Origin of the sequence: Nocardioides kribbensis, assembly GCF_015070375.1 — a bacterium.
Classification (GTDB): Bacteria; Actinomycetota; Actinomycetes; order Propionibacteriales; family Nocardioidaceae; genus Nocardioides; species Nocardioides kribbensis.
In genome coordinates, this window is sequence record NZ_JADCLL010000001.1 from 986,027 (window position 1) to 1,001,251 (window position 15,225).

The 15,225-nt window shown below is 75.8% G+C and carries 9 protein-coding genes and 1 tRNA gene; 3 read left to right on the forward strand and 7 right to left on the reverse strand.

What is annotated here, in order from left to right; all coding sequences use genetic code 11:
• Genes IR170_RS04520 through IR170_RS04530 form a run of 3 tightly spaced genes read right to left on the reverse strand, consistent with a single transcriptional unit; the run spans nt 1 to nt 6,042 of the window.
• Nucleotides 1–1,968 carry a serine/threonine-protein kinase gene (locus IR170_RS04520; protein WP_193661334.1) on the reverse strand — a complete coding sequence of 656 codons (1,968 nt, stop codon included), beginning with the start codon at nt 1,966–1,968 and terminating at the stop codon, nt 1–3.
• A 10-nt stretch (nt 1,969–1,978) separates the two neighbouring features.
• The gene (locus tag IR170_RS04525; protein ID WP_193661335.1) at nt 1,979–3,307 is read right to left on the reverse strand and encodes an ABC transporter substrate-binding protein; all 1,329 of its coding nucleotides are present in this window, start codon (nt 3,305–3,307) and stop codon (nt 1,979–1,981) included.
• Between the two features lie 2 nt (nt 3,308–3,309).
• Complete coding sequence (locus IR170_RS04530) at nt 3,310–6,042, reverse strand: hypothetical protein (RefSeq protein ID WP_193661336.1); 2,733 nt, start codon at nt 6,040–6,042, stop codon at nt 3,310–3,312.
• Nucleotides 6,043–6,223: 181 nt separating this feature from the next.
• Here IR170_RS04530 and pepN point away from each other — a divergent pair, with 181 nt between their 5' ends.
• The 3 genes from pepN to IR170_RS04545 are packed head-to-tail and all read left to right on the forward strand — an operon-like array spanning nt 6,224 to nt 10,991.
• Nucleotides 6,224–8,716: an aminopeptidase N gene (gene pepN / locus IR170_RS04535; RefSeq protein ID WP_193661337.1), complete on the forward strand. Its 2,493-nt coding sequence runs from the start codon at nt 6,224–6,226 to the stop codon at nt 8,714–8,716.
• Nucleotides 8,717–8,751: 35 nt separating this feature from the next.
• On the forward strand, nt 8,752–9,669 hold the full coding sequence (locus IR170_RS04540) for a hypothetical protein (RefSeq protein WP_193661338.1): 918 nt from the start codon (nt 8,752–8,754) through the stop codon (nt 9,667–9,669).
• Complete coding sequence (locus IR170_RS04545) at nt 9,666–10,991, forward strand: hypothetical protein (protein WP_193661339.1); 1,326 nt, start codon at nt 9,666–9,668, stop codon at nt 10,989–10,991. The genes IR170_RS04540 and IR170_RS04545 overlap by 4 nt, the downstream gene beginning before the upstream one ends.
• Here IR170_RS04545 and IR170_RS04550 read toward each other — a convergent pair.
• The 4 genes from IR170_RS04550 to IR170_RS04565 form a co-directional block, all read right to left on the reverse strand.
• On the reverse strand, nt 10,988–12,298 hold the full coding sequence (locus tag IR170_RS04550) for a reverse transcriptase family protein (RefSeq protein WP_193661340.1): 1,311 nt from the start codon (nt 12,296–12,298) through the stop codon (nt 10,988–10,990). The two genes, IR170_RS04545 and IR170_RS04550, sit on opposite strands and share 4 nt — an antisense overlap.
• 241 nt (nt 12,299–12,539) lie before the next feature.
• Nucleotides 12,540–13,520, reverse strand: a complete 981-nt coding sequence (locus IR170_RS04555; protein WP_425572632.1) for a ribose-phosphate diphosphokinase — start codon at nt 13,518–13,520, stop codon at nt 12,540–12,542.
• 128 nt (nt 13,521–13,648) lie between these two features.
• A complete protein-coding gene (gene glmU, locus IR170_RS04560; protein WP_193661341.1) occupies nt 13,649–15,097 on the reverse strand; it encodes a bifunctional UDP-N-acetylglucosamine diphosphorylase/glucosamine-1-phosphate N-acetyltransferase GlmU in 1,449 nt (482 codons plus the stop codon).
• 1 nt (nt 15,098) lies between these two features.
• Nucleotides 15,099–15,177 (reverse strand) — tRNA-Gln (locus tag IR170_RS04565).
• Between the last annotated feature and the right edge of the window lie 48 nt (nt 15,178–15,225).

Genomic DNA, 15,225 nt, shown 5'->3' on the forward strand with positions numbered 1-15,225 from the left:
TCAGCTCCCGCGCGACTCGACGCTGAAGCGGGCCCGGGGGCTCACCCTCAGCTCCCCGACCTGGGCCCGCAGGAAGCACGGCCCGGTGAAGGAGGCCACCACGGTGAGCCCGTCGCCGGAGAAGCGCAGCGCGCTGCAGCCCTCCAGCTCGACCCCGTCGAGGCCGCCGGCCACCGCGGTCAGCACGCCGGTGGCCGAGCCGGTCACGGGGGCGGCCAGGAGCGGCCGGGCCAGGTCGGGCTCACCTCCCCACAGCGGGTAGAGCGTGTACTGCACCGGCGCGCCGCCCGCGGTGCGCAGGTCGACGCGGGGCGCGACGTCGACCTCGACGCCGCGCAGCCGCTGCACCGGGTAGGCGTCGTCGCTGGTCTGGCGGGCCAGAGCGGTCTCCCCCGCCTCGGCCGCGCCCTCGAGCCAGCCCTGGAGCTCCTCCTCGCTGTCGACGCCCAGCTCCAGCGGCAGTCGCGCGGTCACGGCCACCTCACCGCGCGCGGGCACCTGCCCGACGTCGACGGCCCAGCCGCAGTCGGCCAGCACGCCGGTGTCGGCGACGTTGTTGGCGCGCGCCTGCGCGCCCGACCAGGAGATCGATCCGGGGCACTCGCCGCCGTCGGCGGCCGGTAGCACCTCGAGGAAGGGCCCCGTGAGCGGCGAGCCACCCGCGGAGTAGGTCACGGTGAGCTCCACGGTGGAGGAGGCCGGGTCGTAGCTGGCCTCGCGGTCGATGCTCAGCCCCGTCGGCAGCGGGTCGCCGTCGAGGGAGGCCTCGGCGGCCACGCCGACGGGCACCTCCGGTGCGTCGCCGCCGCCGTCGTCGGCGCCCGCGGTGACCACGCCCAGGGTCACGGCCGCCGCCGCGGCGAGCGCCACCGCGCCGGCCGCCCACGGCACCCAGCCCGGCCGGGCGGCACGGCGCCGCGGCGGGGTGGACGGCGGGGTGGACGGCGCAGTCGACGGCGGGGCCGACGGGGGCGGACTCGTGGGTGCGGCGAAGGCCGCGGCCGGTCGGTCGGCGTGGAGGTTGGTGGCGCCCACGTCGAGGTGGGCGGGACTGGCGTCGATCTGCACCGCGGGCGCCCGCAGCATGGTGCCCTGCACGATGTCCCACTCCTCGGGGGCCGGCTGGACCTCCAGGCGCGGGGCGTCGAGCACCTCGTCGGGCAGCTGGCGCAGCGCCTGGGCGGTGGCCGCGGCGGTCATGCGCGTCGTGGGGTCCTTGGCCAACATCGTGGCCAGCACGTTCCACAGGGCAGGGGCCACCGGCAGGCGCGGCGGCTGCACCGACGCGTGCCGGAAGCCGACGGTGTGGGCCGTGCCGGAGCCGGAGAAGGGAGTGCGCCCGCCGAGCAGCTCGTAGAGCAGGATGCCCGCGGCGTAGACGTCGGAGGCGGCGCTGAAGCTGCCCTGCACGAAGAGCTCGGGCGGCATGTAGCCGGGGGTGCCGAGCAGGCCGGTGGCCTGCACGGTCGACTCCTGGGCCAGGCGGGCGATACCGAAGTCGGTGAGCAGCAGGTCGCTCTCGTCGTAGTCGCCGTCGACGCCGCGCAGGAGCACGTTGTCGGGCTTGACGTCGCGGTGCAGGCAGCTCTGCTGGTGGGCGGCGTCGAGCGCGTCGAGCACGGCGGCGGTCAGCCGCACCGCGTCGCGCGCGCGGAGGGTGCCGACGTCGCGCAGGTGCTTGCGCAGGTCGGTGCCCTCGACGAGGTCCATGACGATCGCCAGCGCGTCGCCCTCGACGACGAGGTCGTGGACCTCGACGATGTTGGGGTGGTGCAGGGCGAGCAGGATGGCCCGCTCCTGGATGAAGCGCCCGACGATCTGCGGGTCGTGGGCCAGCTCGCGACGCAGCACCTTCGCGGCCACCCACCGCTCGCCGACGCGGTCCCACGTGCGCCACACGGTGCCCATCGCACCCTCGCCGAGCTCGTCGACGAGCTCGTAGCGACTGCCCAGGGCCTGACGGTTCACCGGCCCGCTCTCATCGACCGGCGGCGGCGGTCGCGAACCAGTACAGGCGCGGCGCCGCCTCCTCCTCGGTGGCCGCGACCGGGCGGACCTGCGGGTCCTGGGTGGTCGCCTCGAGCGCGACGACGGCGTCGGGCGCGAGCGCCTGGCTGTCGGCGAAGTCCAGGGCCGGGCCGGCCAGGCCGTCGGAGGTGTCGACGGTGAGCCCGGTGAGTGCGGCCGCGACGTCGGCCGGCTCGACCGACCCCGCCTCCACGGCGGCGGCCGCGAGCGCGAGCACCGCGTCGTGGCTGGCGGTGTCGGCACCCTCGGCCACGTCGGCGAAGGGCACGCTGCCGAAGAGGTCCTGGAGCTCCGGGTCGCCGGCGGCCAGGCGCAGGGCCGAGAAGTACGACGCGGTCGCCTCGGCGCGCTGGCTCGTGCCGAGGGTGGTGGCGTCGGAGGCGTCCACGCCGACGGTGAGGAACTCCCCGGCCGGGGTGCCCCCCGCCTCGGTCAGCCCCGTGGCGAAGCCCGGGCTGAGGGCCTCGGGCGACAGCACGACCGGCGCGGTGCTGCCGCGGCCCTGGAGCGCGGCCACGACCTGGGCCTGGCTGGTGGCCGAGGCCGCGACGACCACGCTGTCGGCGGTGCCGTCCTCGACGGCGCGGGTCGCCCGGGCCACCACGGCGCCGAGGTCGTCGCCGGTGTAGTCCTCGCGGTCGGCCGAGCCGACGCCGTCCACGTCGACGCCGTCGCCGCTGACCACGAAGGGCTGCTCGAGGCCGCGCTCCCCCATGGCGGCGAGGAGCGCCTGGTCGACGGCGTCGCCTGAGGGGCCGGTGGCCCACACGCCGTCGGGCAGGGCGGTGAGCTCGCGCTCGTAGGGCAGCAGGAGGGGCACACCGGCCCCTGCGGCCGCGTCGACCGCGGCCTGCAGGTGCTCGCCGGTGCTGGCGGCGACGATGCCGGACACACCGGCGTCCACGAGGTCGGCGACCGCCCGGGTCGCGCCCTCGCTCGTGCCCGCGTCGTCGACGACCTCGAGCTCCACGTCGGCCCCGCCCAGCCCGAGCCGGTACGCCGCGACGCGGGCGCCCTCGGCCGCGGTGAGGACGTCCTGGCCCTCCCCCGGCGCGGAGCGCAGCGAGACCAGCACCCCGACCCGCAACGGCTCGCCGACCTCGGCGAGGGCCCCGGCCGCGTCGAGCTCGACGGCCGGGGCGGCACCGGCGGCACCGGACGCGGGGGCGGCCGGCTCCTCGCCGCCGTCGTCACCGCTGCAGGCGACCAGCGTGGTGAGCGCCAGGGCGGCCAGGGTCAGTCCGGCGGCGCGACGGGCGCGGGGCGGGGTCGTGCGCACGCTCAGTCCTGGCCCAGGTGGAAGGAGTAGACCGTCAGCACGTCGCTGCCCTCGGGCACGTCGAGGCCGAAGGCCGGCAGGGCCTCCTGCAGCTCGAGCGCACGCGCCATCTGGGCCTGCTGCAGGAAGACGTCGGCCAGGGCCTGGCTGCGCACGCTGCGGAAACGCGTGGCCCGGGCGTTGGCCGAGGAGATCTGCTCGTTGGCCACGGCGGTCTGGGTGGCCCCGGTGACCAGCGAGCCCAGGATGCCTGTGCCGCCGGACTCGCGGGTGCCGAGGTCGGCCAGGACGTTGCCGAGGTCCTCGGTCAGGCGGGACTCGGAGTCGGCGACGCTGCGGTTGGCCGCCGAGACCGTCGAGTCGAGCACGGAGAGCGCGTCGCCGACGGCACCGTCGAGGGCCAGGCCCGACGCGCGGACCGTGGCGTCGAGCTGGGTGCGCTGGGCCTCGATGCGCTCAGCCCCCTGCCCGGTGATCCGGTCGGAGGTGCGCTGGGCGCCGCGGCCGAGGCGGCCGAAGAGCTCGCTGACCTTGCCGCTGGCCTGGATGCGGGCCGCGTCGGTGCCGGCGATGGCCTCGCCCAGCGCGCCGCCCGAGCCCGAGAGGCCGTCGGTGATCGCGTCGATGCTGGCGTCGAGGTCGGCCTCGAGGCCGTCCTGGTTGCAGGCCACCTTGGTGTAGGTGAGGACGAGGCGGTCGACGGGCTTGCTCAGCGCGGGTGCGTCGTCGACGTCCTCGCACGAGGGCGCGGCGTAGGAGTCGCTGAGCGACACGACGCTCTCGGTGAGCTTGGAGAGCCGGCCGGCCAGGGAGCCGGCGGAGGCGTTGGTGGCGGCGGTGACGCGCTCGAGGGCCTGGTCGACGCCGCTCTGGATCGCGGCGAAGTCGACCGCCACGGCGTCCTTCGACGAGAGTCCCGCGATGCTGTCGAGGGTCGCGACGACCGGCGCGAGGCGCGCGTCGACGGTCGAGCCCGGGGTGGCGCAGCCGGCCTGGTCCCGGGCGGTCTGGATCTGGCCGGCCAGGGTCGCGTCGGCGGTGGCCGCGGGGTCCATGGCGCACACGGTGCCGCGCAGCGCGGCCAGGTCGGCCTGGAGGCTGCGGGCGGTGGCGGCCTGGGAGACGGCCTGGGCGTTGATGGTCTCGAAGCGGCGGCGCAGCCCGGAGGTGGCGTCGGGGCCGAGGAGGTTCTTGAGGTTGGTCAGCGTGACGCTCAGCTGGCCGAGGACGGCGTCGAGCGGCTCGAGGGGGTTGCCCGGGTTGGTGGGGTCGACCTGGAGCGCGGTCTTCTTCACCGACTCCACCAGGGAGGTCACCCCGGCGACCTGGACGCCCAGGTCGTCGACGAGGCTCTCGTCGAAGCGGCCGCCGAGGCGGTCGCCCAGCGCCTGGAGGACCTCGCCCTGGTCGCCGACGGCCCGGCTGGCCGCGGAGAGCACGCAGACCGCGGAGGTGGACTCCTCGGTGCAGGTCGCGACGTCGGCGGCGGAGCCGATCTGCTCGCGCAGGGAGTCGACGATGCGCTCGCTGCACTCCGTGCCGGCCTCGCCGAGGGTCTCGAGGCGGCTGGCCACGGCCACGAGCTGGCCGTAGACGGTGTCGGAGGCGAGGCTGCCGCCGAGCACGACGCCGCAGCCGCCGCCGGTGCCGGCGGGCTGGGGAGCGGGGATCCGGTCGGGGTCGCCGAGCTTGGCCTTGACGGCGTCGATGCTGCGGGCGAGCGCGGCGTTGGCGGAGTCGGTGGCGCCGCCGAGCTCGCCGCCGACCTGCTCGCGCAGGGCGTCGAGGTCGGTGGTGAGGCCGCTGAGGGAGGCCGTGACCTCCTGCGAGGAGCGCTGCAGCTCGGCGATGGTGCGGGCGCCGAGCTGGTCGGCCGAGGCGCCGAGGCGGCTCTCGATCTCGCCCAGCACGCCGCTGGCCTCGGTGAGCACGGCGTTGACGTCGCCGACGAGCTGGATGGTCTGGGCCTCCATCGACACCGTGCTGCCGGCGTCGTCGGCGAAGGCCTGCTCCAGCAGCGCCGCGACCGAGGTGTCGGTGACCAGGCCGGGCTGCACGCTGAGATCGAAGTCGGGCACGCTGAGCGAGTCGGACTTCATCACGAGGCGGAAGGTCGCGCTGGGCGCGAGGCGCGGCGGGGCGAGCATCGAGGCCCACTGCACCTGGGCGGCGCCGTCGGCGGACTGGCTCAGCACGCCGTTGGTGCCGTCCTCGCCGCGGGTCAGCACCTGGGTCAGGCCCTCGTCGCCGAGGTCGGCGGAGGCCACGACGGTCAGGGGCGCTCCGATGAGGGCGTACTGCGTGCGCGAGACGCCCTCGGCGTCGTAGCTGACCCGCTCGGGCCGCACGGTGGTGTTCTGCACGGTGACGTCGATGACGACGCGGCCGCTCTCGCCCTCGATGTCGGAGAGGTCGGTGCCGGCCCGGTCGTCGAGGCGGTAGGTCGTGGAGACGCGCACCGGGAGGTCGTCGGCGTCGGCGGCGTCGAAGTCCTGGCTCTCGCTGGCCGAGCCGCCGTCGGAGTCCTGGGTGATGGTGGTGCCCGAGAGCGAGCCGATGCTGCCGTCGGGGCCGAGCTGCACGTCGACCGCCTGGAGGGTCTGCTCGGTCGCGGCCTCGGCCGAGGTCGTGGCCGCCGAGAGCAGGCCGCCGACCAGGGCGACCACCACCGCCGACTGGGCCGTGCGGCGGACCGCTCTCGGGTGGTTCCTCGCCGAGTGACGGGCGACAGACATGGCTCTCCTCGTGAGGGCGCGGCGAAGGGTCGGGCCGGCCCGTGGTGACGGTCCTGGTGCGGGGGGTCGACCCGTGGTGTGTCCACCCCAACGGGTGGGCAAACCTGGTCTAGACAGATTCCACCACGAGTCGGCGCCGCTCCGCACGCCTTCGTAAAGAACGGCGTCGTAGGGTCCGGGCATGTCGCTGACCCTCGTGGAGGCGCGCTCGCGCGCGGCCGCCCTGTCCGACCTGTCCTACACCGTGGACCTCGACCTCACGGGGTGGGAGGCCGGCACCTTCGGCGTCGACACCACCGTGCGGCTGCGGACCGCCTCCCCCGACACGTTCCTCGAGCTGACCGCGGCCCAGGACGTGACGGTCGCCGTCGACGGCGTCGCGCGGGAGCCGGCGTACGACGGTCGCCGGATCACCCTCGCGGGCCTGCCCACCGGGGTGCCGGTGGAGGTGCGGGTCACCGCCCGGGTGCCCTACGTGAGCGACGGCGACGGGATGCACCTGGCCACCGACCCGGCCGACGGCGCGACCTACGCCTCGGCCTACCTCGGCATGGACGTCACCCAGCGGGTGCTGCCCTGCTTCGACCAGGTCGACCTCAAGGCGCCGGTGAGCATGAGCGTCACCGCCGAGGCGGGGTGGACCGTGCTCGCCAACGGCCGGCTCGAGGAGCGCGAGGACGCTGGCGGCACGGCCGTGCGCTGGCGCTTCGCCACCACGCCCCCGGTGCCGCTCGACCAGCTCGTCGTGTGCGCCGGGCCGTGGCACTCGGTCACGTGGGAGCACGCCGGCCTGCCCTTCGGGTGGCACGCCCGGGCCTCCCTGGCCGCCGACCTCGACCGCGACGCCGCCGAGCTGGTGGCCACGACCACGGCCTGCTTCGACCACTACGCCGGGCTCTTCGCCGAGCCCTACGCCTTCGACTCCTACGACCAGGTGTTCGTGCCGGGGCAGAACTGGGGCGCCCTGGAGACCCCGGGCTGCGTGACCTACCGCGACGAGCTGCTCCCCCGCGGCCGCACCACCGCGCGGGCCACCGCCCAGCGCGCCACCGTGATCGCCCACGAGATGGCGCACATGTGGTTCGGCAACCTGGTGACGATGCGGTGGTGGGAGGACACCTGGCTCAACGAGAGCTTCGCCGACTACCTGGGCTACCGCGTGGCCGAGGCGGGCGCGGGCTTCGCCGGGGCGCTGGTGGCCCACGAGGCCGGCCGCAAGCCGGCGGCCTACGACGCCGACCAGCGCCGCTCGACCCACCCGGTCGCGCCGCTCGCCGAGGACGTCCCCGACGTCGACAGCGCCTTCGCCAACTTCGACGCCCTCTCCTACGCCAAGGGCAACTCCTGCCTGCGCCAGCTGGTCACCTGGCTCGGCGACGAGGACTTCCTCAGCGGGGTCGACGCCCACCTGACCCGTCACCGCTTCGGCAACGCCTCCCTCGCGGACCTCGTCGCCTCCCTCGACGAGGCCTCGCCGCGCGACGTGCGCGGCTGGGCCGAGCGGTGGCTGCGCACACCCGGCTTCGACACGGTCCTCGTCGAGCGACCCGAGGAGGGCGGCGACCCGCTGCTGCGGCGCGAGGGCGTGCGCCCCCACCGGCTGAGGGTCACGGCCTACGACGAGCACACGTGGGCCGAGGTCGCCACGCGCCTGGTCGACCTCGAGGACGACCCGGTGCGGCTGGAGGGCTGGGGCGCCCACGTGGTCGTGCCCAACGCCCACGGGGAGACCTTCGCGCGGCTGCGCCTCGACGCCCGCTCCTGGGACGCGGTGGCCGCCGGGCTGGGGGCGCTGCCCGACCCCCTGACCCGCGCGGTGCTGTGGGCCACGGCCTTCGAGCGGGTGCAGGCGCGCGACCTGCCGGTCGACGACTACCTCGCCCTGGTGGCGCGCCACCTGCCGGTCGAGCGCGACGTGGCCCTGGTGCAGGCCGTGCTGCGCCGCACCCTCGACACCGTGGTCGTGCGGTCGGTGCCGCCCGCACGGGCCGCCGAGGCGGTCGAGACCGTGGCCGCCGCGTGCCGCGCAGGGCTGGACGCCCTGGCGCAGGGCGGCGCGCCCGACGGCGCGGCGGGCCTCGAGCGGGCGATCGTGCTCACCGAGGGGCTGGCCGCCACCAGCCACGACCCGGGGCTCCTGCGCGCGTGGCTCGACGCGGGTCGCACCGCCCAGGGCGTCGAGCTCGACCCGGCCCTGCGCTGGAGCGTCGTCGGCCGTCTCGCGGCGCTCGGCGCCGCCGACGCCGCGCTCGTGGCGGCCGAGCGGCGCGCCGACCCCAGCGTGGCCGGCGAGCTGGGGGCCGCCGCGGCCCTGGCCGCGCGCCCCACCGCCGAGGCCAAGGCGGAGGCCTGGGCCGCCGCGGCCGACGACGACCGGGTCTCGAACCGGATGTTCGAGGCGCTCGTGGGCGGCATGTGGTCGCCGGAGCAGGCCGACCTGCTCGCGCCGTGGGTCTCGCGCTACCTCGAGCAGGGGCCGCTGCTGGCCGCCCGCCGCGGCCAGGCCTTCGGCGCGGTCGTGGGCCTGCGCTCCTTCCCCCGCGTGGCGCTCTCCCCGGCCCAGGTGCAGCAGCTGGAGACGGCCCTGACCGGGTCGCTCCCGACCGTGCTGCGCCGGCACTGGGAGGACCGGCTCGACGACCTGCGTGCGGGGACCGAGGCCCCGAGCACCTAGATTGTCCCGATGATCGAGGCGACGGGGTGGGGTGCATGAGCGAGCAGGTCAAGGCCCTGGTGGCCGAGGTGCAGGGACACCTGGAGACCCTCAGCGCCGACCCCGGGCGCGACGAGGCGCTCTACGACGACCTGCGTGCCCGGCTCAACGACGTGCCCTCCGAGGAGCGCACCAGCGCGTGGCGGCGCACCAGCGTGCTGCTCGACCTCGCCTTCCGCAAGCGCGCCAAGCGCGCCCACGCCCAGCTGTCGATCATCCGGGAGAACCACCGCAAGGCCGACACCCTCGACCGCTTCGACGCCTTCTGGGCCCGCTGCGTCGCGCTGCTCGACGGCTGGACCCTCGGCGGCCACGGCTACCGCCGCGCCCTGCGCGACCAGGGACCGGCGGTGTGGGCCGACGTGGCCGAGCTGACCGCGCTGCTCGACGCCGCCGGGCACCGGGCCTTCGCCAACTCCGGCACGCTGCTCGGGCTGGTGCGCGAGGGCGACGTCATCGCCGACGACGACGACGCCGACCTCGGCGTGCTGCTGCCCGGCGACACCCTCGCCGAGGTCGTCGCGGCCTGGGCCGACCTGCGCGCGCGGCTGGCCGCCGACGGCGTCACCGACGCCGACTTCGAGCAGCGCAACGCCCTGCACTCCAAGGTCATCGGGGCCCGCGGCACCCGCATCGACCTCTTCCCGGCCTGGGTGCTCGAGGACCGCGCCTGGGTCTGGCCCCACACCGCGGGCGACGTGCCGGCGGCCGCCCTGCTGCCCCTGGCCTCCCGCGAGACCTCCGCGGGCACCGTGCCGGTGCCCGCCGAGCCCGAGCCCTTCCTCGAGAGCAACTACGGCGCGGCGTGGCGCCGGCCCGACCCCACCTGGGAGTTCGACTGGGCCCGGGCGCGCACCCGCTTCCCCGACTTCGTGGCCGCCCACCCGGAGTTCGCCGAGGACGTCACGGAGTGAGCACCGGGCGGGTGCTGTGGCTGCACTGCGGGGCGTTCAAGACCGGCTCCTCGCGCATCCAGACCCACGCCTGGGAGCAGCGCGACGCCCTGCTCGACGCCGGCTGGCTCTACCCGCGCGCAGGGCTCTCGCTCGACGAGCCCGAGGTGGGGGTGCGTCACACGCCGCTGGTCTACCGCTGGCGCGACCGCCCCGCCTGGGAGGCCCTGGTCGACGACCTGGTCACGGAGGTCGTGGCCTCCCCCGCCCGCCGCGTGCTGCTGTCGTCGGAGGCCTGGAGCCGCCCGGGGGCCGAGGACTCCCTCACCGCGCTGCTCACCCGGCTCCGCGACGCCGGCGCCGTGCAGGAGGTCCGCGCGGTGGTCTACCTGCGCAACCGGCTCTCCTACGCCCGCAGCCTGCACCGCGAGCTGGTGCGCCGCCGCGCCCACGTGCGCGACCTCGACGACTTCGTGGCCGGCGAGCAGCGGCTGCTCGACCCCGTCGCCGCGCTGCGCGCCCTGCACGCCGCGCTGGACGCGGTCGGCGGCAGCCTCGAGGTGCGCTCCTACGAGCAGGCGCCCGACACCGCCGCCGACCTCTTCGCCCACCTCGGGCTGCCCTTCGACCCCGGCCCCCACGCGCGCACCAACACCGGGCTCGACGCCTGCGAGACCGAGGCGCTGCGCCAGCTCACCCAGGTCGCCCCCGAGACCCGGTCGGCCTGGCCCGGGCTGGAGGCCGTACTCGACGCGGCGGCCGTGCCGGTGGCCCTGGAGCGCGCCGCCTGGAGCGAGCGGGTCTCCCCCGGCCGGCTCGACCTCGCCCCCGACCAGCGCGAGGAGCTGGCCCGCCTCACCAGCTGGGACGACACGCGGCTCGACCTGCTGCTGCGCACCGGGGAGCCCGGCCACCGCGACGTCACCGCCCTCGCCGGCCTGCTGCGCGGGCTCGTGGCCGACCACGTCGCCGCCACCCACGAGGAGGTCGTCGACACCGTCGTGCGCCCGAGCCCCGCCGTGAGCGCCCTCGAGCTCGACGCCGGTGACCTGCTCGCCCCCGAGGTCCGCGTCAGCGGGCTGCTGCTGCTCGCCGCGGGCGTGCCCGCCGACGGCACGCGGCTGCTGGTCGTCTCCGACGAGGGTGAGCAGGAGGCCGACACCGGGCGGGCCTCGGCCGGCTTCGGGCGCCGCCACCCCGACCGCCCCGAGGCCGGCGCGGCGCGCTTCGCCGTACGCCGGGTGCGCTGGGGCTCCGGGCGGCGCCTGTCGCTGGTGCTCGCGCTGGCCTCGGGCGAGCGCCACGAGCTGGCCGAGCTGCGCCGTCGCTGGCAGCCGCGCTAGCGGGTCCAGTCGATCGCGCCGTGCTCGGCCAGCAGGCGGGCGCCGCGCGCGGGGTCGTGCTGGGCCACCCAGGCGATCCGGCCCCGCAGGTGCTCGGCGAAGGCCGGCACCTGGTCGCGGTTCTGCGTGCTGGGTCCGTGGCGGCGGCAGTTGTGCAGGATCGCGCGGAGCAGGTCGACCTCGTGGCGGGCCACGCGCGGGCGGTCGTTGACGACCAGCCCGGCCAGGCTCTGGCGCCCTGCCCGCGGCATGACCGCCGTCTTGCGGGGGTTGAGCCGGAAGCCCTCGTCGCGCACGATCTCCTCGACGGCGTCGAGGAGGCGGCTGGTGCCACGGCCCCAGCCGGCGTCGCCCGAGAAGGCCAGGTCGTCGGCGTAGCGGGTGTAGCGACCGCCCCACGCGGCGGCCAGGGCCGTGAGCCGTACGTCGAGCCCGAAGGCCGCGAGGTTGGCGGTGGCCGGCGACGTGGGGGCGCCCTGCGGCAGGTGGGGTGCGGCGAGGCGGCGCCCGAGGCGCCAGTGGGCGTCGAGCAGGCCGGGGTCGGCGGGGCGCGGGACCCCGCGCCAGGCGGCCAGCGGCAGCACCGCGGTCGTCAGCCCGGCCAGCGCGTGGGCGACCGGCTCGGGGTAGCCCGCGGTGCGCCAGATCCCGTGCACGCGGCCGACGGTGACGCTGGCGAAGAACGACTCGAGGTCGAGGCGGAGCACCACGGGTCGACCGGCGTGGGGCGCGGCGTGGGAGCCCACCGAGCCGCCGGCGCGGAAGCCCCGGGCTGCGTCGTGGGGCGGCACGAGCCCGAGGGCCTCGTCGAGCAGGCGCCGCTGGAGGCGGCGCAGGCGGGGCTTGGGCGCCTCGAGCACCCGGATGCCCCCGCTGGCCGCCACCCGGTGGGAGACCCGGTAGTGCTGCAGCGGTGCCTCGCCGGCGGTGCGCGCCCAGTGCTTGGGGTCGGCGAACCAGTCGAGCTCGCCGGCGTCGAGCTCGAGGAGGGCGGCCAGGTCGGCCAGGTCGTGCAGCACCGGCAGGCGCCAGCGGTTGGTGAGCATCCGCGTCGGCGACACCGGCCGCGCCACGGGACGCGCCCGCCCGGCCCGGGCGGCCGCGGGACGGCTCGCCACCAGGGTCGCGAGCTCGCGGGGGCGGTCGAGCGGCGGGCGCGGGTGCAGGGCCACGACCTGGCGGGCCAGCGACGTGAGCCAGCGGGGGCGGCGCCCGAGCACGGCGGCGCCGCTGGCCACCAGCCCCTCGGTGCTCCACTCGCCGGCGAGGAACCCCGCGGCCAGCGCCCTCGCCAGGTCGGGTCTCACCGGCCCGACCCGGTGGCGGCGCTCGAGGCGCCGGGGTGCGGCAGCGTGGCTCGACCTGTCCCGTCGTGCGCGCGGGGTCCTGCAGCGGAGCGCAGCGACTCGCGCGCGGTGCCGTGCCCGGACGTGCCGGTGGTCCCCGGGGTAGCCCCGGGGAGGCGGGCCGGTGTCACGCACCGGTCCACCGTCTCGAGGTCACGCTGCCGCACGCCGCGACCCTAGCCGCGACGCCCCGGGGGCTGGCTCAGGCGTGCCCGTCGAACATCGAGGTGACCGAGCCGTCCTCGAAGACCTCGCGGATGGCGCGCGAGACCAGCGGGGCGATCGAGAGCACCGTGAGCTTGTCGAAGTGCCGGTCCTCGGGGATCGGCAGGGTGTTGGTGACGATGACCTCGGCGGCCGGGCTGTTCTTGAGCCGGTCGACGGCGGGGTCGGAGAGGATCGCGTGGGTCGCGGCGATGATGACGCCGGCGGCCCCGTCGGCCATGAGGGCCTCGGCGGCCTTCACGATGGTGCCGCCGGTGTCGATCATGTCGTCGGTGAGCACGCAGATCTTGCCGGCGACCTCGCCGACGACGCGGTTGGCGACGACCTCGTTGGCCACGTCGGTGCGGCGGGTCTTGTGGATGAAGGCCAGCGGGGCCCCGCCCAGCTTGGCCGACCAGCGCTCGGCGACCTTGATCCGCCCGGCGTCGGGCGAGACGACGCACAGCTGCTGGTCGCCGTACTTCTCCATCACGTAGTCGGTGAGGATCGGCAGCGCCATGAGGTGGTCGACGGGGCCGTCGAAGTAGCCCTGGATCTGGTCGGCGTGCAGGTCGACGGCGATCAGCCGGTCGGCGCCGGCGGTCTTGAAGAGGTCGGCCATCAGGCGTGCCGAGATCGGCTCGCGGCCGCGGTGCTTCTTGTCCTGGCGGGCGTAGCCGTAGAACGGCATGACCACGGTGATCCGCTTGGCCGAGGCGCGCTTGAGCGCGTCGACCATGATCAGGTGCTCCATGATCCACTCGTTGATCGGCGCGGTGTGGCTCTGCAGCACGAACGCGTCGCAGCCGCGCACCGACTCCTCGTAGCGGACGTAGATCTCCGAGTTGGCGAACTCGTAGGCCGAGGTCGGCACGAGGTCGGTGCCGAGGATCTCGGCCACCTCCGCCGCGAGCTCGGGGTGGGCCCGCCCACTGAAGACCATCAGGTTCTTCTCGGTGGTCTTCTTCATTCCGGTCACGGCGCTGCCTTCGTCTCGCGGGAAGGGGGACGACGAGCAGTCTGGCCCAGACCGGCCCCGCTCCCCAACCCCGGGTCCACCGTGGTCCTCGCGCGTGTGCGACACCTCTCGTTCACCCCGGCGACGCCTCAGGGCTCCTCGGGCCGCGCCGCCTCCGCGGCCTCGGCCTGGGCGGTCCCGGCGCGGCGCTGCCGGGCCCAGCCCTCGATCACGCGCAGCGGCCCGGCGCTGACCGCGAGGGCGCCGGCGGGCACGTCGCCGCGCACGACGGTGCCGCCGCCGGTGGCGGCGCCGTCGCCGATGCTCACGGGCGCGACGAAGGTGTTGTTGGAGCCCGTGCGGGCGTGGCGGCCCACGGTGGTGCGGTGCTTGGCCACGCCGTCGTAGTTGGCGAAGATCGTGCCGGCGCCGATGTTGGTGCCCTCGCCGATCTCGGCGTCGCCGACGTAGGACAGGTGGGGCACCTTGGCGCCGTCGCCGAGCACGGCGTTCTTGGTCTCCACGAAGGCCCCCACCTTGGCCTCGACGCCGAGCCGGCTGCCGGGGCGCAGGTAGGAGAACGGGCCGACCGTGGCGCCGGCCCCGACGACGGCCAGCTCGCCGTGGGTGCGCACGACCCGGGCGCCGGTGCCGACCTCGCAGTCCTTGAGCGTGGTGTCGGGGCCCACCACGGCGTCCTCGGCGACGACCGTGGCGCCCAGCAGCTGGGTGCCCGGCAGGATGGTCACGTCGGGCTCGAGCACCACGTCGGCGTCGATCCACGTGGTCTCGGGGTCCATGACGGTGACGCCCTCGCGCATCCAGCGCTCCACGATGCGCCGGTTCAGCTCGCGGCCCAGGGCGGCCAGCTGCACGCGGTCGTTGGCGCCCTCGGTCTGGCGCACGTCGTCGATGGCGTAGGCACCGACCATCATCCCGCCGTCGCGGGCGATCTGGACCAGGTCGGTGAGGTAGTACTCACCCTTGGCGTTGTCGTTGCGCAGCCGGGGCAGGGCCTCGACGAGGAAGTCGCCGTCGAAGGCCATGATGCCGGAGTTGATCTCGCCGATCTCCCGCTGCTCCGGGGTGGCGTCCTTCTCCTCGACCACCGCGACCACGTCGCCGAGCGCGTCGCGCACGACGCGGCCGTAGCCGAACGGGTCGGGCACCAGGCCCGAGAGGATGCTCACCGCGCGCTGGGCGGCCTCGTGGTCGGCGGCGAAGCGCCGCAGCGACTCCCCGCTCAGCAGCGGGGTGTCGCCGTAGGCGACCAGCACCGTGCCCTGCGGGCGCGCCTGCGCCGCGACCAGGGCGTCGACCGCGACCCGCACGGCGTGGCCCGTGCCGTGCTGCTCCTCCTGCACCGCCAGCACGGCGGAGGGGTGGATCGAGGTGATGTGGGGCCCGACCTGCTCGCGCTGGTGGCCCACCACCGCCACGACCTGGCGCGGCTCGAGCGCGCCCACCGCGGCCAGGACGTGACCGATCATCGAGCGACCCCCGATGGGGTGCAGGACCTTCATGGTCTTCGACCGCATCCGGGTGCCGCCGCCTGCGGCGAGGACGATGACGGTGACGTCGTTCAACGGTGCCTCCATGCTCCCCGGGTAGGAGTCGAACCTACGTCGCTAGTCCTGATTCAAAGTCAGGCGGGCCCTGCCGGCAGACCAACCGGGGATAGGTGCCACAGGGTAGGGCCCCCGCCGAGGAGCGTCACAACCTGCCG

Bases quoted from the DNA above. Each gene is read 5' to 3' on its own strand.
- IR170_RS04530 (WP_193661336.1), bottom strand. From the start codon at position 6,042: ATGTCTGTCGCCCGTCACTCGGCGAGGAACCACCCGAGAGCGGTCCGC.
- pepN (WP_193661337.1), top strand. From the start codon at position 6,224: ATGTCGCTGACCCTCGTGGAGGCGCGCTCGCGCGCGGCCGCCCTGTCC.
- IR170_RS04540 (WP_193661338.1), top strand. From the start codon at position 8,752: ATGAGCGAGCAGGTCAAGGCCCTGGTGGCCGAGGTGCAGGGACACCTG.
- glmU (WP_193661341.1), bottom strand. From the start codon at position 15,097: ATGGAGGCACCGTTGAACGACGTCACCGTCATCGTCCTCGCCGCAGGC.